The sequence below is a fragment of the Micromonospora yasonensis genome, assembly GCF_026013475.1.
Lineage (GTDB): Bacteria > Actinomycetota > Actinomycetes > Mycobacteriales > Micromonosporaceae > Micromonospora > Micromonospora yasonensis.
Genome location: NZ_JAPDPH010000062.1, coordinates 1 through 23631 on the forward strand (window position 1 = coordinate 1; position 23631 = coordinate 23631).

Below are 23631 nucleotides of genomic sequence, written 5' to 3' on the forward strand. Positions count from 1 at the left end.
CAAGGCGGTCAGCCCGCCGGCGGCCGGTCGTCCTCGCCCCAGAACCGCCGCCAGCTCGGCCAGCCTTCCGGCAGACTGGACTCGCTGAGGTACGGGTTGCCCGGGAAGTTGAACCGCCCCGGCACCTGCAGCGGGTTCTGCCGGACGTCCGCCGCGTAGAAGGGCCTGGGCTTGCGGCTGCGGAAGTACCACCTGCCGTCCCCCTCGCGGACGTAGCGGTCGTGGTAGATCACCGGCATCACGATCCACTGGTCGCCCACCTCGTGCTCGGGCCGGCAGTACACGAGCCCGTCGGCGGTGTCCGGACCGGTGAAGTCGATGACGTGATTACCGACGAGGTGGAACGTCACCCGGTAAGGCCGCAGGATCCCGTCGAACCACTCGGCCAGCGCGGTCCGGCCGACCCGGCCGTCCCCGACCCGTACGTCGCTGGCGAAGAGCGCCGCGAGCGTGGTGACATCCCGGCTGTCCAGGGCGAGCGCGTAGCGCGACGCCAGTTGACGGATCTGCTCCACCGACTCGAGCCGGTCGATGCGGGTGGCGAGATCGCTCACCGGAGCCTCCTTGGGGACGTAGCCGACGACGTGACAAAGCAAGCGTTTGGTTGGCAAGACTCTAGCAGCGGGCGGATCGGGACTGCTATGGTGCCAACCAAGCGCTTGCTACGGCGCGGAGAGAATCAGGAGCTGCAGATGGCCGACAAACGGATGACCGCGCAGGATGTGGTCAGCCGGCTCACATCGGGGATGACCATCGGGATCGGCGGATGGGGATCCCGTCGGAAACCGATGGCCCTGGTCCGGGAGATCCTCCGGTCCGACCTGCGGGATCTCACCGTGGTCACCTACGGCGGACCCGACGTCGGGCTGCTCTGCGCGGCCGGCAAGATACGCAAGCTCGTCTTCGGCTTCGTCTCGCTGGACTCGATCCCCCTGGACCCGCACTTCCGCGCCGCGCGGCAGGCGGGCGCGATAGAGGTCGTCGAATACGACGAGGGCATGCTTCAGTGGGGGCTGTACGCGGCGGGCCTGAAGCTGCCGTTCCTGCCCACCCGTGCCGGCCTCGGCTCGGACGTGCTGACCCACAACCCGCAGCTGCGCACCGTCGCCGACCCGTACGGTGGTGACGAGGTGGTGGCGATGCCGCCGCTGCACCTGGACGTCGCGCTGATCCATATGAACCGGGCCGACATGCACGGCAACGGCCAGTTCCTCGGGCCGGACCCCTACTTCGACGACCTGTACTGCATGGCCGCCGAGCAGGCCTACATGTCCTGCGAGAAGATCGTGCCGACCGCCGAGCTGACCGCGGCGGCGCACCCGGCCACGCTCCGGATCAACCGGCTGCTGGTGACCGGTGTGGTGGAGGCACCCCACGGCGCCCACTTCACCTCGTGCACTCCCGACTACGACCGGGACGAGGACTTCCAGCGGGAGTACGTCGGCTCGGCGGCCGATCCGGAGGCCTGGCAGGCGTTCCGGGACCGCTACCTGGCCGGCTCCGAGGCGGACTACCAGGCGGCCGTGGCGGCCCGCCGTCAGGAGGTGTCGGCATGACGAACGTGATGGACCCGTGGGCCGAGGCGACCGACGCCGTCGCCAGCCGGGCCGAGGTGTGCGTGGTCGCCTGCGCGGACGCCTTCCGGGACAGCGGGGAGATGCTGGCCAGCGCCTTCGGCACCATCCCCGCCATCGGCGTACGGCTGGCCCGGGAGACCTTCTCCCCCGACCTGCTGATCTCCGACGGCGAGTCGTACCTGGTGCGCGGGGCCTGGCCGGTCGGCACGTCGGCCCAGGGCGAGGTCGAGGCGTGGGCTCCGTTCCGCACCATCTTCGATCTGGTGTGGCACGGCAAGCGGCACGTCATGATGATCCCGAGCCAGGTGGACCGGTACGGCAACACGAACATCTCGGCGGTCGGCGACTACCGACGGCCGAAGGTGCAACTCCTCGGCGTGCGCGGCGCCCCGGGCAACACCGTCTGCCATCCGACGAGCTACTGGGTCCCCCGGCACAGCACCCGGGTGTTCGTGCCACGGGTCGACATGGTCTCCGGGGTGGGCAACGACCGCGCCGCGCAGGCGGGACCAGGCGCGAGCCGCTACCACGACCTGCGCCGGGTGGTCACCGACCTGGCCGTCTTCGACTACCACCCCGAGCACGGCACGCTGCGCCTCGCCTCGGTCCACCCCGGCGTCACCGTCGAGCAGGTGCAGGCCGCCACCGGCTTCCCGCTGGAGGCCGGCGACGAGGTGCCGCAGACCCGGCTGCCCTCCGCGGCGGAGCTGCGGCTGATCCGCGAGGTGCTCGACCCCCGCGGGCTGCGCGACCGGGAGGTGGCCGGATGACCCGGCCAGCGGGAGACGGCCCGACGACGCAGCCGTCAGGTCCGGTCCCGTCGGCGCTGCAGACCCGGGCCTGTGAGCTGTTCGGGGTGCGCTACCCGATCGTGCAGACCGGAATGGGCTACGTCTCCGACGCTCGCCTGACCGCGGCCACCGCCAACGCCGGCGGACTCGGCATCCTCTCCGCCGGCCTGCTGTCGTACGAGGAGCTCGCCACCGCGATCGACGCGGTGCGGGCCCGGACGGACCGACCGTTCGGGGTCAACCTCCGCGCCGACCAGCCCGACGTGGAGCGCCGGATCGATCTGCTGATCTCGGCCGGGGTGCGGGTCGCCTCGTTCGCGCTGGCGCCCCGGCAGCACCTGATCGGCAAGTGCAAGGACGCCGGGCTCGTGGTGGTGCCCTCGATCGGGGCCCGCCGCCACGCCGAGAAGGTTGCGGCCTGGGGCGTGGACGCGGTGATCGTGCAGGGCGGTGAGGGCGGCGGCCACACCGGCGGCGTGCCGACCAGCCTGCTGCTGCCACAGGTGGTCGATGCGGTGGACATCCCCGTGATCGGGGCCGGTGGCTTCTTCGACGGCCGGGGCCTGGTCGCCGCGCTGGCGTACGGCGCGGCCGGCATCGCCATGGGCACCCGGTTCCTGCTGACCACCGACTCCCCGGTCGCGCCCGCGGTCAAGGAGGTCTACCTCTCGAAGACCGTGAACGACACGGTGCTCACCCGGGAGGTCGACGGAGTGCCGCAACGGGTACTGCGGGCCGGCACCATCGACAAGATCGAGAAGACGTCCGGCACCCGACGCCTGATCCGGGCGGCCGGCAACGCGGTCGCCTTCCGGAAGCTGTCCGGCAGCCGGTGGTCGGAGATGGTCCGCGAGGGCCTGGCCATGAAGAAGGGCCACGAGCTGACCTGGAGCCAGGTGGTGATGGCCGCCAACGCTCCGATGCTCTACCGGGCCGCCCTCCTGGAAGGCCGGACCGACCTCGGCATCATGGCGACCGGCCAGGTGGTCGGGCTGATCGACGACCTGCCGAGCTGCCAGGAGCTGATCGACCGGATCGTGGCCGAGGCGGCGGAGGTACTGCGCCGCCTCGGCGCGTGACCTTCGGACAGCACCGCCCATTAGCCTAACCAAACAAGCGCTTGCTAGAAGGAGTGGCTGTGTCCGCACTGCACGATCGCGTCGTGGTGATCACCGGCGCAGGCCGGGGCCTGGGCCGGGAGCACGCGTTGCTCGCCGCGGCGGAGGGGGCCCGGGTCGTGGTGAACGACGTGGGCGCCGACGCCGACGGCCACCACGCCGATCCGGCGGTGGCCCGGGCCGTCGCCAAGGAGATCAGGGCAGCGGGCGGGCAGGCCGTCGCCAGCCCGGCCGACGCCGCCACCCTCGCCGGCGCCCGGGAACTGTTGGAGCTGGCGCTCGGTGAGTTCGGCGCGGTGGACGGGCTGGTCAACAATGCCGGCATCCTCCGCGACCGGATGTTCGTGAACATGTCCGAGGAGGACTGGGACGCGGTGATCCGGGGACAGCTGCGCGCCACCTTCGCGCCCACCCGAATCTTCGCCGAGCACTGGCGCAACGAGTCCAAGGCGGGCCGCCGGCCGAACGCCGCGGTGGTCAACGTGTCCTCGACCTCCGGCCTGATCGGCGCCGTCGGCCAGACCAACTACGGCGCGGCCAAGGCCGGCATCGCCGCGCTGACCGTGATCCTGGCCCAGGAACTCGCCCGGTACGGCGTGCGGGTCAACGCGGTCACCCCGGTTGCCCGTACCCGCATGACCCAGGACCTGCCCGGCATCGGCGAGATGGTGGCCGCGCCGGCCGACCCAGGCGCCTTCGACCTCTACCACCCCGGCAACGTCTCACCACTGGTGGCTTGGCTGCTCGCCGCGGACTGCCCGGCCAACGGCGCGGTCTACTACGCCAAGGGCGGCGAGATCCGGCAGTTTATGGGCTGGAGCTACGGCTGGAGCGTCGAGCGCGGCACCCGCTGGACCGTAGCCGAGATCGACAAGGAGTTGCGCGCGCGTGTCTGAACCCACTACGGCCGGCCGGGCCGGCCCCGCCCACAACCTGCTGGCCGGCCGCACCGTGCTGGTGACCGCCGCTGCCGGCACCGGCATCGGCTACGCCACCGCCCGCCGCTGCGCGGAGGAGGGCGCCCGGGTCGCGATCAGCGACCGGCACGAGCGGCGCCTCGCCGAGGCGGCCGACCGGCTGGCCGAGCTGACCGGCGTCCGGCCGCTCGCGGTGCCCTGCGACGTGACCGACCAGCGGCAGATCGACCATCTGGTGGACACCGTCGCCGCGGAGTACGGGAGCATCGACGTACTGGTCAACAACGCTGGCCTGGGCGGCATGGTGAGCGTGCTGGAGATGACCGACGAGCAGTGGGACGCGGTGCTGGGCGTCACGCTGACCTCCGCCTTCAAGATGACCCGGGCGGTGCTGCGGCACATGGTGCCCCGCCGCCGCGGCGTGATCATCAACAACGCGTCGGTGCTCGGCTGGCGCGCCCAGGCCGGGCAGGCCCACTACGCGGCCGCGAAGGCCGGCGTGATGGCGCTGACCCGATGCTCCGCCATGGATGTCGCCGAGTACGGCATCCGGATCAACGCCGTGGCACCCAGCATCGCGGTCCACGCCCACCTGGCCCGGGTCACCAGCGACGAACTGCTCGCCGAACTGGCGTCCCGGGAGGCCTTCGGCCGGGCGGCGGAGCCGTGGGAGGTCGCCAACGTATTCGTCTTCCTGGCCAGCGACTACTCGTCGTACATGACGGGCGAGATCGTCTCGGTCAGTAGCCAGCACCCCTGAGCCGGAGGAGCATCAGATGGCCAATCCCGACGCCGTCGGCACGCGGGGCGCCCCGTTCCGAATGGACGTGGAACGCGGCAAGATCCGCGAGTTCGCGCGGGCCACCCGCTCGACGAACCCCGGTTACCTGGACGCCGAGCAGCCCGTCGTCCCGCCGACGTTCCTGACCACCACGTTCTTCTGGCAGTCCGGCGAGGCGGACCCCTGGCCGGCCGTCGAGCTGGACCAGCGGCGCGGCCTGCACGCCGAGCAGGAGTACACCTTCTTCGGCCCGCCACCACGCGCCGGCACCCGGCTGACCTGCCAGTCGCGCATCAGCGAGATCTACACCAAGCAGGGCCGCCGCGGCGGCGAGCTGACCTTCGCGGTCATGATCACCGAGTTCCGGGACGAGACCGGCCGACTGGTGGCCCAGGGCCGGTTGACCGGCGTCGAGACCGCGCGGCCTCCGGCGGCCGAGTCACGAGCAGGCGAGGTGACGGCATGAGTGTCCCCGCGACGCCCGCCCCGTGGACGGTCGGGCCGGTCACCCGCACCGACTTCGTGCGTTACCAGGGCGCATCCGGCGACATGAACCCGATCCACCACGATGAGGAGTTCGCACGGGCGGCCGGCTTCCCCACCCCGTTCTCCGTCGGCATGTGGCAGGCCGGCCTGCTCGGCACGTATGCGACGGACTGGCTCGGCGCGGAGAACGTGCGCGGCTTCCGCGTCCGGTTCCTCGAGCAGGTCTGGCCGGGCGACACGCTGACCTGCCACGGCGACGTGCTGCGCGAGTACGAGCAGGACGGCGAGCGCCGGGTGGACGTGGAGCTGACCTGCCGCCGCCAGACCGGCGGCACGGCGGTCACGGTGTGGTCGACATTCGTGGTGCCCGACGCGGCGCAATCCGAGCAGGAGGCGACCCATGTCGCGTGAGCAGTCCCCGGCGACCGACCGCCGGATCGTCACCCTGACTGTCGACGCCGACGGCATCGCCGAGATCGTCATGGACAACCCGCCGGTCAACGCGCTGCCGGTGGCCGGCTGGTTCGCCGTAGCCGACGCGCTGAACGCGGCCGGCGGCGATGCGGCCGTACGCGTGGTGGTGCTGCGCGCTGAGGGGCGCGGCTTCAACGCCGGCGTGGACATCAAGGAGATGCAGCGTACCGAGGGCTTCACCGCGCTGCTCGGCGCCAACCGCGGCTGCTATGCGGCCTTCAAGGCGGTCTACGAGTGCCCCGTGCCGGTCATCGCCGCGGTCAACGGCTTCTGCCTGGGCGGCGGGATCGGCCTGGTCGGCAACGCGGACATGATCGTCGCGGCCGAAGACGCCACCTTCGGCCTGCCGGAGGTCGACCGGGGCGCGCTCGGCGCGGCGACGCACCTGGCCCGGCTGGTGCCGCAGCACCGGATGCGGGCGATGGTCTACACGGCGGCCACGGCGACCGCCACCGAACTGCACGCCTACGGGTCGGTACACGCGGTGGTGCCGCCGGCGCGGTTGCGGGACGCCGCCCTGGAGCTGGCCCGGCAGATCGCGGCGAAGGATCCGACGGTGATCCGCGCGGCGAAGGCGTCGCTCAACGGCATCGACCTGTGGGACGTCAACCGCAGCTACCGATTCGAGCAGAGCTTCACCTTCGAGCTCAACCTGGCCGGGGTCGCCGACCGGATCCGCGACCAGTTCGGCCAGCCGTCCGGGCCCGCAGCGACCTGAGGGGAGACGCGTGAAGGCCATGCTATGCCGCGCCCTGGGCGGGCCGGAGAACCTGGTCGAGGCCGAGGTGCCCGACCCGGTCGCGGGCCCGGGCCAGGTCGTGGTGAACGTGCGCCGCGCCGGGGTGAACTTCCCGGACGGGCTGATGGTCGCCGGCACCTACCAGACAAAGCCGGCGCTGCCGTTCAGCCCGGGCTGCGAGGTGGCCGGCACCGTCCGGGCGGTCGGTGACGGGGTGACCGGGCTGGCCCCCGGCGACCGGGTCGCCGCGTTCTGCGGCATCGGCGGCTACGCCGAGCAGGTCGCGGTCGCGGCCGAGCGGGTGCACCGGATCCCGGACGGGATGGACCTGGACCATGCGGCGGCCTTCCCCGTCGTCTACGGCACGTCGTTCCACGCCCTGGTGAACCGGGCTCGGCTGCGGGCCGACGAAACGCTGTTGGTGCTCGGCGCGGCCGGCGGAGTCGGGCTGACCGCCGTGCAGATCGGCAAGGCGCTCGGGGCGCGGGTCGTCGCGGCCGCGTCCAGCCCCGAGAAGCTGCGGCTCTGCGCCGCGCACGGCGCCGACGAGCTGATCGACTACCGCGAACAGGACCTGGCCGCACGGCTGACCGAGGTGACCGGCGGCACCGGGGCGGATGTGGTCTACGACCCGGTCGGTGGCCCGGCGGCGCAGGCCGCGGTGCGGGCGCTGGCCTGGGGCGGCCGCTACCTGACCGTCGGATACGCCTCGGGTGACATCCCGCGCGTCGGGATGAACCGGCTGCTGCTGACGGAGGGCGAGCTGCTGGGCGTGCTCTGGGGTGCCTGGGCCGGCCGGCATCCCGAGGCCAACGCGGCGAACATGTCCCGACTGCTGGAATGGTATTCGGTGGGCCTGCTGCGGCCGCACGTGGATCGGCAGTTTCCGCTGGCCGAGGCAGCCGCCGCGCTGGCCATGGTGATGAACCGTGGCGCACTGGGAAAGATCGTCCTGAGCATCGGGGAGCGGCCGTGAAACCCACCGGGACGGCGTACGCGGGAATGGATCTGGGCCCGAGCGGGCGGACCCGCGAGCTGCTGGCGGAGCTCGAGGACTTCATGGCCGAGCGGGTCTACCCCGCCGAGCCCGTGTACGCCGCCCAGCTCGAGCAGGCCGGCCCGCGCAGCCACATCCTCCCGCCGGTGGTCAAGGAGCTGAAGGCCGAGGCACGCCGCCGGGGCCTGTGGAATCTCTTCCTGCCGGACCTGTCCGGTCTGTCCAACCTGGAGTACGCCTACCTGGCCGAGCTGACCGGACGCTCGCCGTACCTCGCGCCGGAGGCGCTGAACTGCGCGGCCCCGGACACCGGCAACATGGAGCTGCTGCACCTGTTCGGCACGGCGGAGCAGCGGGCCCGCTGGTTGGAGCCGCTGCTGGACGGGCGGATCCGATCGGGCTTCTCGATGACCGAGCCCGGGGTAGCTTCCTCCGACGCCCGCAACATCAGCACCTCGATCGTGCGCGACGGCGACGAGTACGTGATCAACGGGCACAAGTGGTGGACCACCGGCGCGGCGGATCCGCGGTGCGAGCTGCTGGTGCTGATGGGCAAGACGGACCCGACAGCCGAACCGCACCGGCAGCAGTCGATGGTGCTCGTCCCGGTCGACACACCGGGCGTCGACATCGTCCGCTCGCTGCCCATCTTCGGCTACCACGACCAGCACGGGCACTGCGAGATCCGGTTCACCGACGTACGGGTCCCGATGACGAACCGGCTCGGCGGCGAGGGCGACGGCTTCGCCATCGCGCAGGCCCGGCTGGGTCCGGGCCGGGTACACCACGCGATGCGGACGTTGGGCATGGCCGAGCGCGGCCTGGAGCTGCTGGTGCGCCGGACCATGTCGCGGGAGGCATTCGGCGGGCCGCTCTCCGACCAGGGCGTGGTGCGGACCTGGATCGCCGAGTCCCGGATGGAGATCGAGCAGGCCCGGCTGCTGGTGCTCAAGACCGCGTGGCTGATCGACCGGGTGGGCGCCAAGGGGGCGGCCACCGAGATCGCGGCGATCAAGGTGGTGGCGCCCCGGGCGGCCCGCGCGGTGCTCGACCGGGCCATCCAGGCACACGGCGGCGGTGGGGTGACCGAGGACTTCCCGATCGCCCGGATGTGGGCCAGCGCCCGGATCCTGGCGATCGCCGACGGGCCGGACGAGGTGCACATCCGCACGGTGGCCCGCCAGGAGCTACGTCGGTACCGCTGACGGTGAGACTACGGAGATTGTGATGGACCTGACCTGGAGCGGATCCGAGGAGGCATTCCGGGCGGAGGCGCGGGAGTGGCTGGCCGCCCACGTGCCGGTCGAGCCGTTGCCCTCCGGCGACACCCGTGCGGGCTTCGCGCGGCACCTGGAGTGGGAGCGGGAGCTGTTCGCCGCCGGTTGGTCGGTGGTCTCCTGGCCGAAGGAGTACGGCGGGCGTGACGCCTCGCTGTGGGAGTGGCTCATCTTCGAGGAGGAGTACTACCGGGCCGGCGCGCCGCAGCGGGTGACCCAGAACGGGATCTTCCTGTTGGCGCCCACGCTGTTCGAGTTCGGCACCAGGGAGCAGCGCGACACGCTGCTGCCGCGGATGGCGGCCGCGCAGGACCTGTGGTGCCAGGGCTGGTCGGAGCCCGGGGCGGGCAGCGACCTGGCCGGCATCCGCAGCCGGGCGGAGCGCGACGACGAGGCCGGTGGCTGGCGGCTGACCGGGCAGAAGACCTGGACCACGCGGGGCGCGTTCTGCACCCACCTGTTCGGACTGTTCCGCACCGACCCGGTGGCGCAGCGGCACCGCGGCCTGACGTACTTCCTCGTGCCGCTGGACACCCCAGGTGTGACGGTACGCGGCTTCGAGCGACTCGACGGCGACGAGGGCTTCGCCGAGGTGTTCTTCGACGACGCCTTCGTGCCGGACAGCGCGGTGCTCGGCGAGGTGAACCAGGGCTGGCAGGTGGCGATGGCGACCACCGGGTCCGAGCGGGGGCTCACCCTGCGCTCGCCGGGCCGGTTCCTGCGCGCCGCGGACCGCCTGGTGGAGCTCGCCGCCGCGCACTCCGAGGCCGCCGCCGATCCGCTCGTCGACCGGGTCACCGAGGTGTGGATGCAGGCCCAGGCGTACCAGCTGTTCACGCTGGCGCAGGTCACCGACATCGTCGAGGGGCGCTCCCCCGGAGCACGGTCGAGCTTGAACAAGCTCTACTGGTCCGAGCTGGACATCCGGCTGCACGAGGCGGCGCTGGAGCTGCTCGGCCCGCAGGGGCAGACCGACAATCCGTGGAGCCGTGGATTCCTGTTCTCGCTGGCCGGGCCGATCTACGCCGGGACCAACGAGATCCAACGCAACATCGTCGCCGAGCGGCTGCTCGGCCTGCCCAGGAAGTGATCGCATGCGGTTCGCGTTGACGGCCGAACAGCAGGACCTGCGTGAGGTCGTGCACGAGCTGATGGAACGGTTGTGCCCCCCGGCGGTGGTCCGGTCCGCGCCGGACGCGCCGGCGATCGACGCGCTGGACCGCGGGTTGGTCGAACTCGGCGCGCCCGGGCTGCTGCTCTCGGAGCGCTCCGGCGGCCTGGGCCTGGACGAGAACTACCTGGTCCCGCTGCTGACCGAGTCCGGTTGGGCCGCGGCCCCGCTGCCGGTGCTGGAAACGGTCGGCGTCGCGTCGGCCCTTTTCGAGGCCGCCGGCCTCGCCGGCCGGCTGCTCACCGGCGGGATGGTCTGCGCAGCCGACCCGACCGGCGCCGGTCCGGTACGTTTCGCCGGCCGGGCCACCCTGCTGGTGCGGGGCGGCTGGGGCGGCAGCGGACCGGTCGAGCTCGTCGATCTGTCCGACGCCCGCCGCGAGCCGGTGCCCGCGGTGGACCCGGCCGCGAACCTGTGCCGGATCGGCGGGGGCACGGTGCTCGGCGTGGTCGACGATCCGGTGGTGGTCGAGCTGGCCTGGCAGCGCGGGGTGCTCGGTGCCGCGGCCCAGTTGATCGGGCTGTCCCGGCGGATGCTGGAGATGACCGTCGAATACGTCGGCTCGCGGACCCAGTTCGGGGTGCCGGTCGGCAGCTTCCAGGCGGTCAAGCACCAGCTCGCTTCGGCACTGTTGCAGGTGGAGTTCGCCGCTCCGGCGGTGGCCCGCGCCGGTTTCTCCGTGGCGGTCGGTGACCCGGACCGGGCCCGGGACGTGGCGCTGGCCAAGGCCCTGGCCTCGGCGGCCGCCCAACTGGCGGCCCGCACGGCGATCCAGTGCCACGGTGCGATCGGCTACACCACCGAGTACGACCTGCACCTGTACGCCAAGCGCGCGTGGGCACTCGCCGCGGACTGGGGCTCGGCGGCCTGGCACCGCACCCGGATCGCGGAGCACCTGGGCCTGGCCCCGACCGGCACTCTTCCCGTCCACTGACTCGACTAGGAGCACACCGTGACCGAGACCGAGAGCGACGTCGTCACCTACGACCAGCGGGGCGAGGTCGCGGTGGTGACCATGAACCGGCCGAGGTACCGCAACGCCCAGAACTCGGCGATGACGTACGCGCTGGACGACGCGTTCTACCGGGCCGCCGCGGACGACGGCGTCAAGGTGGTCGTGCTCGCCGGGGCGGGCGAGCACTTCTCGGCGGGGCACGACATCGGCACCCCCGGCCGGGACGTCGACACGTCGTTCGAGCGGCGGGCCGGCCTCTGGTGGGACCATGTCGGCAAGCAGGGCGTGGAGAGCCGGTACGCCCGCGAGTCCGAGGTGTATCTCGGGATGTGCCGGCGCTGGCGTGAGTTGCCCAAGCCGACGGTCGCGATGGTGCAGGGTGCCTGTGTGGCCGGCGGCCTGATGCTGGCCTGGTGCTGCGATCTGATCGTCGCCGCCGACGACGCGTTCTTCGCCGATCCCGTGGTGCGGATGGGCATCCCCGGCGTGGAGTACTTCGCGCACCCGTGGGTGATGGGCCCGCGGTTCGCCAAGGAGTTCCTGTTCACCGGGGACCGGATCGGCGCCGAGCGGGCGCTGGCCCTGGGCATGGTCAACCGGGTGGTGCCCCGGGCGGCGCTGGAGGACGAGACGTTCGCGCTGGCCGGGCGGATCGCGAAGATGCCGCGGCTGGGGCTCGCGCTGACCAAGAAGGCGGTGAACCAGGCGGAGGATCTGATGGGGATGCGGGCCGGCATGGATTCGGTCTTCGGTCTGCACCACGCCGCGCACGCGCACAACGCCGAGGTCGGTGGGGATTCACTGGCCGGGCAGACCGCGCGCTCGATGAAGCAGGACTGAGGCGCGCCGGCGTCAACCGCCGAGCCGGGAGGTGAGCCACCGGACGCCGCGGGCCAGCGCCCGCGGTGTCCCTTCGGCCTCGATCGCCGGGCCGAGCAGCTCCAGGTCGAACAGACCGCGGTAGCCGAGCCCGGTGAGCTGCCGCAGCAGGCGCTCCAGCGGGATGTCCCCGTCGCCGGGCACCCAGCGGTTGGGCAGGCTCAGCGTGCCCAACCGGAAGTCGCTGACCTGGACCAGCCGCACCCGGTGGAGTTCGGCGCGCAGCGTGTCGACCAGTCCCCGCTCCTGCCAGCAGCAGTAGAGGTCCACGCAGAGGCCGATGTCGAGCCGCCTGGCCAGCGCCGCCGCGTCCTGGAGGCTGTGCGTGAAGCTCAGGTCGCCGCGGATGGACATGGTGTTTTCCACCGCGAGCGCGACGCCGAGCCGCGCGGCGCGTCCGATCGCCGGGGCCAACCGCTCGGCGAGTGAGTCGGCCGCCTCCTCCCAGCTCAGCTCGCCGGACGGGCCGCTGGTGAGGTAGAGGGTGGCGGCACCGAGCGCCGCCGCCGCGTCCAGCGCCGCCGCGAGCGTGCGCGCCTGCGCGGCCCAACCCGCGCCGTCCCCTGGGTGGCAGGTGAGTGGCATGAACAGGTACGCCACGGCCAGCCCGCTGGCCCTGACCTCGTCCAGCGCGGTGGCCCAGCCGATCTGCGCCAGCTTGCTGGCGGGCAGTCCGATGAGTTCGGCGCCGGCTTCCCGGTAGATCGCCAGCTCCTCGGCGAGCGGCCGGCCCAGGGCCGCAACGCCGTTGACGGAGACGCGTTGCCCGGCTGTCATCGTCGCCACCTCGTCTCGGGTCCGGGGATCGCCGATGGGCCGCGGCCCCGGCCGTCCCGCGGAGGCGGGCTGGCCGGGGCCGGGTCGGGTGGTCAGGAGGCGGCTGCGTACTGCCCCTCGGTGAGGACCGCCGCCGGGATGATGGCCACCGACGAGACGTCGACGGCGGGGCCGTGCGAGGCGGCGGTGAAGGTGTACTTGCCCAGCGCCCACAGGCCGGTCTCCTGCGGCGTGAACGTCTCCAGGGCCTTGGCCTCAGCCTTGGCGTCGGTGATCGTGCCGGCCTTCTCCGCCGCCTTGGCGGCCAGCATGACCGCGTCGTAGGCGTAGTAGACGTTGAGCGGCAGCTTGATCTCGCCCTCCTTCTTCAACGCCGTGATCATGGTGTCCAGGCTGCCCGGGTTGGCTCCCTGGTGCCCCTTGACCGCCGCGGACACGATCTGGACGCTGACGTTCTGCGCGGCGGGTGTCCCGACGAGACCGTCCGGTGCCGCGTGGTTGAGCAGCGAGGTGGTCGCCGAGGTGGAGTCGGCCACCAGGGGGATGTCGGTCCAGCCGATCTTCAGCCGGCTCTGCAGCACGTAGCCGACCGACGCCCCGGCCCCCTGCATGAACAGCAGGTCCGGCTTCGTCGCCCGCAGTCGCTCGAGCTGGGCGGTGACGTCCAGGTCCTCCGCGGTGTAGGTCTCATCTCCGGAGAGGGTCAGGCCGGCGTCGGCGATCGCCTTACGCGTCGCGGCGGCGGTCGCCTGCGCGAAGGCGTCCTTGCCGGCGATCATGGCGATCTTGGTAGCGCCCTTCGACCTGGCGTAGTCGGCCAGCGACTTCGCCCAGGTCTCGGGGACGGGTGGGGTCTTGAACAGGTACGGGAACTTGGCCGGGTCGTCGAGGGCGGAGGCGCTGGCCTGCTGGACGGAGAAGATCTCCGCCTCGGTGAGGATCGGAGCCATGGGCAGGGCTTCGGCGCTGGTGTTGCCCGGCAGCACCAGGTTGGGCTTCGGGCCCTTGGCGAGCCGTTCGTGGAGCTTGGTCACGGCGGTGGTCGGGTCTCCGCCGTCGTCGATGACCTCCAACTCGACCTTGTGGCCGAGGATCCCGCCCTTGCTGTTCAGCACGGCGACGGCGGCCTTGACCGCCTGGGCCGCGGCCTGCGCGTTCAACGCGGACGGTCCGGGCTGGCTCAGACCCGCGAGTTGGACGATCCGGTAAGGCTGGTCTCCCCCGCTGGCATCAGCGGAATCCGCGTCAGGGTCCGGGCTGCAAGCGGTCGCCGCCAGTGCGGCGGCCACGAGAACTACACCGAGTCGCTTCCGCACGAAGGCTCTCCTTAGGTTCCGGTGCCGGCCACGGGTTGTAGCAAGCGCTTGGTTGGCACTGTAGGTTCGGGTGTGATCTGCGTCAACCCTCTGCATCGGGCTCCGCCGGCGGTACGGGGCCGTCGACGACCCCGGCCGCTCGCAGGTCGGCGATCCGCGCCCCGGCCATGCCCAGCACCGACCGGAGCACCTCGTCGGTGTGCTCCCCGGCGCCCGGCGCCGCGCGCAGGGGAACCGGCTCCTCGTCCACCAGGCGGATCGGGCCGGGCATCAGCTCGGCGCCACCCTCCTCCGCCGGCGACCACGGCAACCGCGCACGGAACTGCGGGTCGGTGGCGATCGAGGCGGCGTCGTTGACCGCCGCGATGGGACAGTTGGCCTCGGCGCCGAGACGGACCCAGGCCGCCGTGGTCCGGGTCTCGAAGATCGCCTGCAACTCCTGCCGCAGCGTCCGATTGCCGCGGGCGTGATCGGCGTACTGCTCGCCCGGGTTCGCCTCGAACAGGTCGGACCGGCCGACCGCCCGGCAGAAGTTCCGCCAGAACTCCCGCTCGGAGGCCATCAGCAGGACATGCCCATCCATCGACCGGTAGTACTGGTAGCGGACGGACCCCGCCATCCCGGCCACCCCCGGCGCCCGTCGGGCGCCGCCGTCCGACGGGTTCCCGGTCACCTCCGTCGCCGGCCGCTCGTAGGCCCGGGTGCCCTCGATGGCGTACCAGTTGGTGGCCGCGGCGACATCACTCTGGGCGAGGTCGATGTGGGCGCCGACCCCGGTCGCCCGGGCCCGCAGCAGCGCGGCGCACACCGCCAGCGCGCCCCAGACGGGCGTGACCCGGACCCCGACGGTGGTGTGCGGCGGCAGGTTGACGAAGCCCTCGTCGTCCACGGCCGGCGCGGCGAGGCCGGCCCACGCGTCGAAACCGATGCCGTGGGCGGGGACGTCCCGGTAGGGACCGGTCATCCCCCAGCCCGACACGCTGCACACCACCAGCGCCGGGTTGCGTTCCCGCATCCGCTGCACAGTGATGCCCCGGCGCGCGAGCGCGCCGGGACGCATCGCCTCGATGACGACCTCGGACCGCTCGACGAGGTCCAGGTAGAGGTCCACACCGGTCGAGGTCCGCAGATCGATGCCGACGCTGCGCTTGCCCCGGTTGACATGCCAGTGCAGCAAGGAGACGCCCTCGATGATCGGCCAGGCCATGGTGCGGACGTAGTCGCCGCCGGGGGGCTCGACCTTGATCACATCGGCGCCCAACTCGGCCAGCGTCATGCCGAGGGCGGCCGGCTCCAGCAGCGAGCTCTCGAGCACTCGTACGCCGGCCAGCGGTCCGCGCTCAGCCATGATCCGCTCCCGTCGCCAGGGCGTCGAGCGCCACCGCCCCGGTCGGCAGGGCGAGCAGCGGGTTGACATCGAGCTCGGTGACCACTCCGTCGAGGGCGATGTCCTGGACCGCCATGATCACGTCGACCAGGGCCTCCAGGTCCGCCGGTGGCGCGCCCCGGTGCCCGGCCAGCAGGCGGAAGCCACGCAGCTCGCGGAGCATCCGATGAGCCTCACGCCGGCCGAACGGCGGGATCCGGAACGCCACGTCCCGGTAGACCTCCACGGCGACGCCGCCGATGCCGGCCATGACGACCGGCCCGAACACCGGGTCGGGCGCGATGCCGACCACCGTCTCCACCCCGCCACCGAGCTGCTCGCTGACCAGGACGCCCTGCCAGCTCGCGCCCGGCTGCGCCGCGACCACCCGCTCGAACTCGGCCACCACGGACGCCACCTCGGCGGAATCTCGCACGCCGAGGCGGACCAGGCCCAGGTCGGACTTGTGCGCGATGCCCGCCGCGACCGCCTTGAGCACCACCGGTCCGTCGAACGACGCCGCCGCCGCGGCGGCCGACGTCGCGTCCGCACACAGCACGTCCCGCGTCACCGCGATCCCGTACCGGGTGAGCAGCTCCTTGGACTCCACCTCGGTCCAGGTGCCGCCCGCGGTGGCGGCAGGCGCCGGGGTCGGGCGCGGTTCCGGCAGCACCAGCTCGGGCAGGTCGTCCTGGAACGCATGGAAGTCGAGGAAGCTCCGGATGGCGGTGACGCAGTTGCCGAAGGTACGGAACACGGGCAGCCGGGATCCCAGCAGCCCGACCCGGTAGGCGTCCTCCGTGCCCGACGGCGAGCCCCACACCACACACACCGGCTTGTCGGTGGTGGCGGACACCGCGACCAGGTCGGCCACGAAGGCGTCGCTCATCGGCGGGAAGGCCCCGGTGATCGGTACGACCAGGATGCCCACGCCGGGGTCGGCGAGGATGGTGTCGAGAATCTTCCGTCCCCGCCAGTCACCCACCGGGTGTCCGCCGTTGTCCACCGGGTTGTCGATCCGCAGGTAGTCCGGAATCCACTCCCGTAACCGCTCGCGGGTCTGCGGGGTGAGCTCGGGCAGGTCGACGCCAGCGGCGGTGAGCAGGTCGGCCATGTGCGCGCTGGTCCCGCCGGAGATCGAGTACACGCAGACCCCCGGGACCGGCGGGCGCTTGGCCCGGGCGAACAGGGCGGCCGTGTCGAGCAGTTCGTCCAGCCCGTCGACCCGGGCTATCCCGTACTGGCGCAGCAGCGCCGAGACGACCTCGTCGGCGCCGGCCAGGTGTCCGGTGTGCGACTGTGCCCAGGACCGTCCGACCGCCGTACGGCCCACCTTCACCACGACGATCGGCACGCCGAGCCGAGCGGCCCGGGCCGCCGCCCGCTGAAACGCCGGCCCGTCGTGGAAGCCCTCGAGGTACGCGGCGATCGCGCCCGTCTCCGGTGCGCGGGCGAAGTATTCGATGAAGTCGGCCGCGTCCAGATCCCCCTCGTTGCCGGTCGGCGCCCAGTGGCTGAACCGGATGCCGAGCTCCTGCCCCTGGAAGACGGGTCGGCCCTGATGTCCGCTCTGGGTGATCAGCGCGATCGCCCGGCCGGGCAGGTCGTCGCGAAAGGCTTCGAAGAGGTTCATGTTCGTGTTCGGCCCGAGCATGCGGACGCCACCGGCGGCGAGGCGACGGACCAGGTCGGCCTGCCGACGGGCCCCGTCCACCCCGGTCTCGGCGAATCCGGCGGCGAAGACCACGAGGAATCGGACGCCCTTGTCGACGGCGTCCGGCACCACCCGGTCCACGTCGCGCACGAGGACCACGGCGACATCCACCTCTCCGGGTACCTCTTTGACCGAGGGGTAGGTGGGCGTTCCGTCGACCTCCGCCCGCCCGGGATTGACCGGCACGGCCGTCGCGCCCGTCCTGACCGCCCAGTCCCGAACCCGGCGCCAGTTGAGGGTGGTCGGCCGGCCCGGGGTGTCGGAGGCGCCGATGACGGCGACGGTACGGGGATGGAACAGCAGGTCCAGCTCCGGATCGGGCGGTACGCCCGCGTCCGTCGCGTCCCGGACCGGCACCGGCGGTGAGGTTGGTTTCATCCGTCACCCCTTCCGAACGTAGCAAGCGTTTGGTAGGTATAGCTGTACTAACAAGCGTTCGTTTGTGTCAACACCGATCAGGGGCGCATGGATGGATCACCCGCAGCCGGCACCGACGCGTGGCCGGATCGTGCAGGTCGCATCGCGACTCTTCGCCGAGCACGGCTACCACGGCACGTCGATGCGCGACATCGCGGCGGCAGCCGGCATCCGGCCGGCCTCGCTCTACAACCACTTCCCCGGCAAGGAGGACATCCTGCTGGCGGTGGGGCACCGCTATTTCGCCACCATGTGGCCGGCGCTGCGGGCCGCCAGCGAACATCCCGGTGGCCCGCTCGACCGGCTGCTCGCCCTGATCAGCGCCGCCACCGAGGTCGGGCGGAACCACCGGTACGAGCACCAGGCCCTGGTCGGCGAGATGCGGCTGATCCGACGCACCCCCGCCCTCGCCCCACTGGTCGAGTCGGGGCTCGCCTGCATCGCGCTCTGGCACGAGACGATCGCTGTGGGGCAGCGGGACGGGGTGTTACGCGACGACGTGGTCCCCGCTGCGGCGACCTGGCTCATCTTCACCGCGATCACCGGCCTGGTCGATCAGGGCCACCGGTCGGACGTCCTCGGTGACCCGGCAGTACGCACCGTCTCCGCGCTCTGCGCCGTGCTCGTCGACGGCCTACGTCACCCGAACACCCGCACCGGCACGCCTGCCCTGGTCGGCGCATGAGCGAGCGTCAGCGAGCGAGTCATCAGTGCGGCGTCGTGGTGCCTCATGCCGACGCCGAGCGCAGCGAGGTGGCGGCATGAGCGGCGCGGGGTGCTTCCAGGACCAGGTGGCGCTCGTACTCGGCGTGGGCAGGCCGCCGGGAATCGGCCGGGCCACCGCGCTGCGACTGGCCGCCGGAGGGGCGCACGTGATCTGCGTCGACGATCTCGCCGACGAGCACGGACCGGGCGACACCGCGCAGGTGCCACCGGCGCTGTTCGAGCAGATCGTCGCGGAAGTCGACGCGGCCGGCCCCGGCCGCGCGCTCGGTGTGGCGTACCCGCACCGGCAGGACTGGCCGGACCTGGTCGGCGAGGTGGTGACCGAGTTCGGGCGCCTGGACATCTGCTGCGCCCTCAACGGTGCCACCGGGGCCCGGGCCGGGGACGGACCGTTGCTCGACCTCGCCCCCGAGTCCTTCGAACGATGCTTCGCCGTCAACGTGACGTGGAGCCTGCGGCTGCTCAGCGCCGCCGCGCGAGCAATGATCCAGCTCGGCCGGCCCGGCGCACTGGTGGCGCTGTCGTCGCACGCGGCGCGCCGCCCCACCCCGAACATCGGGGCGCTGGGCGCCGCCCGGGCCGCCGTCGAACACCTGGTGGCGGTCCTGGCCAAGGAGGTGGCGCCGTACGGCATCCGGTGCAACGCGGTGAGCCCACTGGCGGTCGGCCCGAGCCACCTCTTCCCCAATCCCGGCCTGGTCACGCTGGCGGAACGGGAAGCCGGTTCGCTCGACCGGTGGCTCAGCCGTGACGTCCCGCTCGGACGCTCGCAGGGGGCCGACGAGACCGCCGCCGTGGTCGAGTTCCTCTGCTCGGATCAGGCGTCCTACCTGACCGGAGTGACCGTCCCCGTGCACGGAGGAGCGACCTGATGCGGTTGATCGGCATCGACACCGGGGGAACCTTCACCGACGCCGTCGTGCTCGACCAGGGTGGCCGGACGACGGTGGGCAAGGCCTTGTCGACCCCGGGGCGGGTCGACGACGGCGTCCTCGCCGCCGTCGGCACGGTCGCGGACAGTCTCGGACTCACCCTGTGCGACCTGCTGTCCGGCACGGACGTACTGGCCCACGGCACCACCGTCGGCCTCAACGCGCTGCTGACCCGCTCCGGTGCCCGGGTCGGTCTGCTGACCACCGCCGGGTTCGAGTCGACGCCCGCCATCGCGAAGGCGTCGAAGCTGCACCACCTGCCCGAGGCGGACCTCCGTGCCCCGAGCCGGTGGCGCAAGCCGGATCTGCCGCTACGCCGCGGCGACGTCGCCGGAGTGCCGGAGCGGATCGACCTGACCGGTGAGATCATCGTCCCGCTCGACGAGGAGGCCGCCCGGGCCGCCATCGCGCGGCTGGTCGCCGCCGGCGTGGAGTCGATCGCCGTCAGCCTGCTGTGGGCACCGGTGAACTCCCGCCACGAGCACCGCATCCGCGAGTTGGTCCGCGAGATCGCACCGGACGTGCACGTGACGCTCTCCAGCGAGGTGGCCGCCCGGATCGGCGAGTACGAGCGCACCTGCACCGCGGTCGTCGACGCGTACACCGCACCGCTGGTCGCCTCGTACCTGCGCCGGCTCGAAACCCGACTGCGCGACCACGGCTTCGTCGGGGACTTCGTGGTCATGCGAATGGGCGGCGGCGTGCAGCCGGCCCCGGTCGCGCGTCGGCAGCCGGTGCAGACTCTGCGCTCCGGACCGGCCGGCGGGGTGTCCGCCACCCGGGCGCTCGGCGCCCGGTTGGGTCACGCCAACCTGATCGCCACGGACGTCGGTGGCACCAGCTTCGACGTCGGCCTGGTGATCGACGGCGCGGCCTATCCGGCCCGGCTGCCCACGATCGACCGGATACCGCTGGCGGTGCCAGCGGTCGACATCCCGTCGATCGGCACCGGCGGAGGCAGCATCGCCTGGTACGACCCGGCGCTCGGCACCCTGCGCGTCGGGCCGCAGAGCGCGGCGGCCCGGCCCGGGCCGGCCTGCTACGGGCTGGGCGGCACCCGACCGACGCTGACCGACGCCGTCGTCGTCCTCGGGTACGTGACCCGACTTGGCGCGACACTGACCCTGGACCGGGACGCGGCGAGCCGGGCGATCGACGAGCACGTGGCGCGCCCGTTGGGTGTCGGGGTCATCGAGGCGGCCGAGGGCATCGTCCAGGTGGCATGCGCGCAGATGCGCGACCTGGTGCGCCGTACCACCATCCAACGCGGACACGATCCGTCCGACTTCGTCCTGGTCGCGTACGGCGGCGCCGGACCGCAGTACGTGGGCCGGTACGCGGAGGATCTCGGCGTGTCCGAGGTGATCATTCCCGCCCTGGCTCCCGAGTTCTCCGCCTACGGCGCGATCTCGGCCGACCTGCGCGTCGCCGAGGAGCGCGACCTGCGGCCGGTCCCGCTCGTCGACGCGGGCCCACCGATCGGCGCGGCGCTGGCCGAACTCGAGCCCGAGGTGGTGGCGCAACTCGGCGGCGGCCAGCTGACCGTCCGGCGCAGCGTCGGGCTGCGGTTCTACCGGCAACTGCAACGCATCGACCTGCCGATCCCGGCCGGCCCGGTGGACGCGGACGTGATCGAGGACCTGCTGGCCCGGTTCCACCAGGGCTACGAACTGGTCGTCGGGCCGGGAAGCGCACCGCCGGACACGCCCGTCGAGGTGGTGGCCGTCGGGCTGGAGGCGGTACGCCCGATCGTCGTGCCCGCACCCTCGCCGCGCCCGCACCGCCGGGCACAACCGGTGCGCACCACCCCCACCTGGTTCCGTGGCCAGGCGAACGACTGGCCGGTGTACCGGTGGGTCGCCCTCGGCGGTGGCCAGCGCATCACCGGCCCCTGCCTGGTCGAGTCGGACCAGACCACCGTCGTGGTCTATCCGGGCCAGGCCCTGCAGGCACTCCCCGGTGGAGACCTCCGCCTCATCCTTCAGGAGACAGCGTGACCGCACCCGACCCGATCACCCTGGAGATCATCCGGCACCGGCTGGCCGGGATCAACGACGAGGCAGCGATCATGCTCCGGCAGGTCTCGGGATCGCAGATCGCCGTCGAGGCCAACGACCTGAACACCGCCATCACCACGGCCGACGGCACGGTCGTCGCCTGCGGGGACTACGTGCTGTGCCAGGTCGCCTCGCTCGATCTGGTCACCTCCGACATCATCCGGAACTACTCCACCGACCCGGGAATCCGCCCCGGTGACCAGTTCATGACCAACGATCCGTACGTCGGCACGCTGCACCAGCCGGATGTCGTCGTCGTGGCACCGGTGTTCCACGAGGGCATGCTGGTGGCGTGGTGCGGCTCGACCGTGCACCAGCCCGATGTGGGCGGCCCGGCCACCGGCGGGCTGGCGCTGGACGCCGGGTCGATCTTCGATGAGCCGCTGCCGGTGCCGCCGGTGCGGATCGTGGAACACGACCGGATCCGCCGCGACATCGAGCGCGGCTATCTGATCCGGTCCCGCACCCCACGCCTGAACGCGCTGGACCTGGCCGGCCAGATCGCGGCGAACCGCGCCGCCGTGGCGGCGATCCAGAACCTGTGCCGCCGCTACGGGACGGAGACCGTGATCGCGGCGATGGACCACCTCGTCGACGCCGCGGAGCGGCAACTTCGCGCGCGACTACGGGAGTTGCCGGACGGCCGTTGGCGACACGTGTCCTATCTCGAACACGGCACGCCGGCGCCGGACAACTCGGACGTGTACCTGGTGCGGCTGGACGCGACAAAGCGGGGCGAGGAGCTGGTCCTGGACTTCAGCGACAGCTCCCCACAGGCCCCCGGCGCGATCAACGCCGCCTACCCGGCCCTGGTCAACTTCACCGTGGCGTCGGTGCTCGTCTACCTGTGCGCGGACCTGCTGTGGGTGCCGGGTGCCGTCGCCCGGGTGGTGAAGATCGTCAGCCGTGAGGGCACCGTGGTGCACGCCCGCTGGCCCGCCGGAGTGGCGATGAGCACCGCCACCTCGTGCCAGGCCATCCGGGTCAGCGTCAACGCGTGCCTGTCGCGGATGCTGGAGGGCTCGGCGGAGCTCGCCCGGCTGGCGATGGCCAGCTGCCAGTCGTCCGGAGCGGGCGGTGGGGTGCTCTCCGGTGTCTCACGCTCCGGCGAGCCGTTCGGCTCGATGACCCTGGACGAGCTGACCGGCGGCGGCGGGGCAACGCTGCTGTTCGACGGCGTCGACTCGTCGGGCTCCACCACCTCACCCGGAGCGTCCTGCGCCAACGTGGAGGTCAACGAGAGCTACCTGCCGGTGCTGTACCTGCGGCGGGCCGAACTCGCCGACTCTGCCGGCCCGGGACGGCAGCGGGGCGGGGTGGGATGCGTCATCGCGCTTCGGCCGCACGGTACCGACGAGCCGGTCCGGGTCGTCTCGTTCGCCCAGGGACTGCAGCATCCGGCCGCGGTCGGTCTCGACGGGGGTGACCCCGGACGACAGAGCATGTTCTACGCCGGCCGGATCGAGGTCGTGGACGACATGTTGGCCGGCGGGCGGGTCGAGCACGCTCTGCCGTTGCCCGACGCGGCAGCCCGGCTCACCGGCGGCGCCGTGCACCTGGCGGTGACGCAGGGCGGGGGCGGGTACGGCGACCCGCTGGAGCGCGACCCGGCGGCGGTGCTTACCGACGTAGCGGACGGGCTGGTGAGCGTGGTCGGGGCCGAACGGGACTACGGCGTCGTGCTCGTCCGGTCGGGGTGCGACTCTGGGTCGGCCGTTGGCGATGTTGCTGGCGCGACGTCCTGGACGGTGGACCGGGAGGCGACGGCGGCCCGGCGCCGGCTCATCCGCTCGGACCGGATCGGCGGCCGGGAGCCCGCGGCCCGGGTGGCGCACCGGCCCGGTCGCCGACTGACCAACGCGTTGGATCTGGTCGACGGCCCCGGAGGGCGGCACATCGCGTGCGCGCGGTGCGCCGCTCCGCTCAGCCCGGTCGACGGCAACCCCTACCTGGCCATGGCTGTCGTGGAAGGCCCGGTGTACGAGGCGGCGCCACTCCCCGCGCGTTACCCCGGCGCGGAGCGGTTCGTCATTCGGCGCCTGCACTGTCCCTCGTGTGCGAGCCGGATCGAGGTGCAGGTCTCGCTGCGCTCCGATCCGGTGGTGCAGGCGGTGGCACCCATCGCGTGATCCGATCCGCTGTGGCGGGTGGGCGCGGGCGTCCT

Annotated in this window: 22 protein-coding genes; 17 read left to right on the forward strand and 5 right to left on the reverse strand. The window is 72.4% G+C overall.

Annotated elements, in window-relative coordinates; translation table 11 throughout:
• Nucleotides 1-8 precede the first annotated feature (8 nt).
• Nucleotides 9-554, reverse strand: a complete 546-nt coding sequence (locus ONA70_RS15300; RefSeq protein WP_265007094.1) for a nuclear transport factor 2 family protein — start codon at nt 552-554, stop codon at nt 9-11.
• Nucleotides 555-692: 138 nt separating this feature from the next.
• Here ONA70_RS15300 and ONA70_RS15305 point away from each other — a divergent pair, with 138 nt between their 5' ends.
• Genes ONA70_RS15305 through ONA70_RS15365 form a run of 13 tightly spaced genes read left to right on the forward strand, consistent with a single transcriptional unit; the run spans nt 693 to nt 12123 of the window.
• Nucleotides 693-1556: a CoA transferase subunit A gene (locus tag ONA70_RS15305; protein ID WP_265007095.1), complete on the forward strand. Its 864-nt coding sequence runs from the start codon at nt 693-695 to the stop codon at nt 1554-1556.
• Nucleotides 1553-2347 (forward strand): CoA-transferase subunit beta, encoded by a 795-nt coding sequence (locus ONA70_RS15310; RefSeq protein ID WP_265007096.1) that lies wholly within the window; start codon nt 1553-1555, stop codon nt 2345-2347. Before ONA70_RS15305 ends, ONA70_RS15310 begins: the two co-directional genes overlap by 4 nt.
• Nucleotides 2344-3447, forward strand: a complete 1104-nt coding sequence (locus ONA70_RS15315) for an NAD(P)H-dependent flavin oxidoreductase (RefSeq protein ID WP_265007097.1) — start codon at nt 2344-2346, stop codon at nt 3445-3447. The genes ONA70_RS15310 and ONA70_RS15315 overlap by 4 nt, the downstream gene beginning before the upstream one ends.
• Before the next feature lie 59 nt (nt 3448-3506).
• Nucleotides 3507-4382 (forward strand): SDR family NAD(P)-dependent oxidoreductase, encoded by an 876-nt coding sequence (locus ONA70_RS15320; protein WP_265007098.1) that lies wholly within the window; start codon nt 3507-3509, stop codon nt 4380-4382.
• Nucleotides 4375-5163: an SDR family oxidoreductase gene (locus tag ONA70_RS15325; RefSeq protein ID WP_265007099.1), complete on the forward strand. Its 789-nt coding sequence runs from the start codon at nt 4375-4377 to the stop codon at nt 5161-5163. Before ONA70_RS15320 ends, ONA70_RS15325 begins: the two co-directional genes overlap by 8 nt.
• Nucleotides 5164-5179: 16 nt before the next feature.
• The gene (locus ONA70_RS15330) at nt 5180-5650 is read left to right on the forward strand and encodes a MaoC family dehydratase N-terminal domain-containing protein (RefSeq protein ID WP_265007100.1); all 471 of its coding nucleotides are present in this window, start codon (nt 5180-5182) and stop codon (nt 5648-5650) included.
• Nucleotides 5647-6081 carry a MaoC/PaaZ C-terminal domain-containing protein gene (locus ONA70_RS15335; protein ID WP_265007101.1) on the forward strand — a complete coding sequence of 145 codons (435 nt, stop codon included), beginning with the start codon at nt 5647-5649 and terminating at the stop codon, nt 6079-6081. The genes ONA70_RS15330 and ONA70_RS15335 overlap by 4 nt, the downstream gene beginning before the upstream one ends.
• Nucleotides 6071-6862: an enoyl-CoA hydratase family protein gene (locus tag ONA70_RS15340; RefSeq protein WP_265007102.1), complete on the forward strand. Its 792-nt coding sequence runs from the start codon at nt 6071-6073 to the stop codon at nt 6860-6862. Before ONA70_RS15335 ends, ONA70_RS15340 begins: the two co-directional genes overlap by 11 nt.
• A 19-nt stretch (nt 6863-6881) precedes the next feature.
• Complete coding sequence (locus tag ONA70_RS15345; protein WP_265007122.1) at nt 6882-7859, forward strand: NADPH:quinone oxidoreductase family protein; 978 nt, start codon at nt 6882-6884, stop codon at nt 7857-7859.
• A gap of 26 nt (nt 7860-7885) precedes the next feature.
• On the forward strand, nt 7886-9085 hold the full coding sequence (locus ONA70_RS15350; protein ID WP_265007123.1) for an acyl-CoA dehydrogenase family protein: 1200 nt from the start codon (nt 7886-7888) through the stop codon (nt 9083-9085).
• A gap of 22 nt (nt 9086-9107) precedes the next feature.
• Entirely contained in the window at nt 9108-10247 is a 1140-nt protein-coding gene (locus ONA70_RS15355; protein WP_265007103.1) for an acyl-CoA dehydrogenase family protein, read from the forward strand.
• 4 nt (nt 10248-10251) lie between these two features.
• Entirely contained in the window at nt 10252-11262 is a 1011-nt protein-coding gene (locus ONA70_RS15360; protein ID WP_265007104.1) for an acyl-CoA dehydrogenase, read from the forward strand.
• Nucleotides 11263-11280: 18 nt separating this feature from the next.
• Nucleotides 11281-12123: an enoyl-CoA hydratase gene (locus ONA70_RS15365; protein WP_265007105.1), complete on the forward strand. Its 843-nt coding sequence runs from the start codon at nt 11281-11283 to the stop codon at nt 12121-12123.
• A gap of 12 nt (nt 12124-12135) precedes the next feature.
• Here ONA70_RS15365 and ONA70_RS15370 read toward each other — a convergent pair whose 3' ends face one another.
• The 4 genes from ONA70_RS15370 to ONA70_RS15385 all read right to left on the reverse strand — a co-directional run bounded on the left by ONA70_RS15370 (nt 12136) and on the right by ONA70_RS15385 (nt 17713).
• Nucleotides 12136-12939 (reverse strand): sugar phosphate isomerase/epimerase family protein, encoded by an 804-nt coding sequence (locus ONA70_RS15370; protein ID WP_265007106.1) that lies wholly within the window; start codon nt 12937-12939, stop codon nt 12136-12138.
• Nucleotides 12940-13031: 92 nt separating this feature from the next.
• Nucleotides 13032-14255, reverse strand: a complete 1224-nt coding sequence (locus ONA70_RS15375; protein WP_265007107.1) for an ABC transporter substrate-binding protein — start codon at nt 14253-14255, stop codon at nt 13032-13034.
• An 82-nt stretch (nt 14256-14337) separates the two neighbouring features.
• The gene (locus ONA70_RS15380; RefSeq protein ID WP_265007108.1) at nt 14338-15603 is read right to left on the reverse strand and encodes a CaiB/BaiF CoA transferase family protein; all 1266 of its coding nucleotides are present in this window, start codon (nt 15601-15603) and stop codon (nt 14338-14340) included.
• Nucleotides 15596-17713, reverse strand: coding sequence for an acetate--CoA ligase family protein (locus tag ONA70_RS15385; RefSeq protein ID WP_265007109.1), 2118 nt, complete (start codon nt 17711-17713; stop codon nt 15596-15598). The genes ONA70_RS15380 and ONA70_RS15385 overlap by 8 nt, the downstream gene beginning before the upstream one ends.
• Nucleotides 17714-17804: 91 nt before the next feature.
• Here ONA70_RS15385 and ONA70_RS15390 point away from each other — a divergent pair, with 91 nt between their 5' ends.
• From ONA70_RS15390 to ONA70_RS15405, 4 genes are all read left to right on the forward strand, one after another.
• Complete coding sequence (locus ONA70_RS15390; protein WP_265007110.1) at nt 17805-18437, forward strand: TetR/AcrR family transcriptional regulator; 633 nt, start codon at nt 17805-17807, stop codon at nt 18435-18437.
• Nucleotides 18438-18513: 76 nt separating this feature from the next.
• Complete coding sequence (locus ONA70_RS15395; protein WP_265007111.1) at nt 18514-19350, forward strand: SDR family NAD(P)-dependent oxidoreductase; 837 nt, start codon at nt 18514-18516, stop codon at nt 19348-19350.
• Nucleotides 19350-21407, forward strand: a complete 2058-nt coding sequence (locus ONA70_RS15400) for a hydantoinase/oxoprolinase family protein (protein ID WP_265007112.1) — start codon at nt 19350-19352, stop codon at nt 21405-21407. Before ONA70_RS15395 ends, ONA70_RS15400 begins: the two co-directional genes overlap by 1 nt.
• Entirely contained in the window at nt 21404-23596 is a 2193-nt protein-coding gene (locus tag ONA70_RS15405) for a hydantoinase B/oxoprolinase family protein (protein ID WP_265007113.1), read from the forward strand. The genes ONA70_RS15400 and ONA70_RS15405 overlap by 4 nt, the downstream gene beginning before the upstream one ends.
• The last annotated feature ends 35 nt before the right edge of the window (nt 23597-23631 follow it).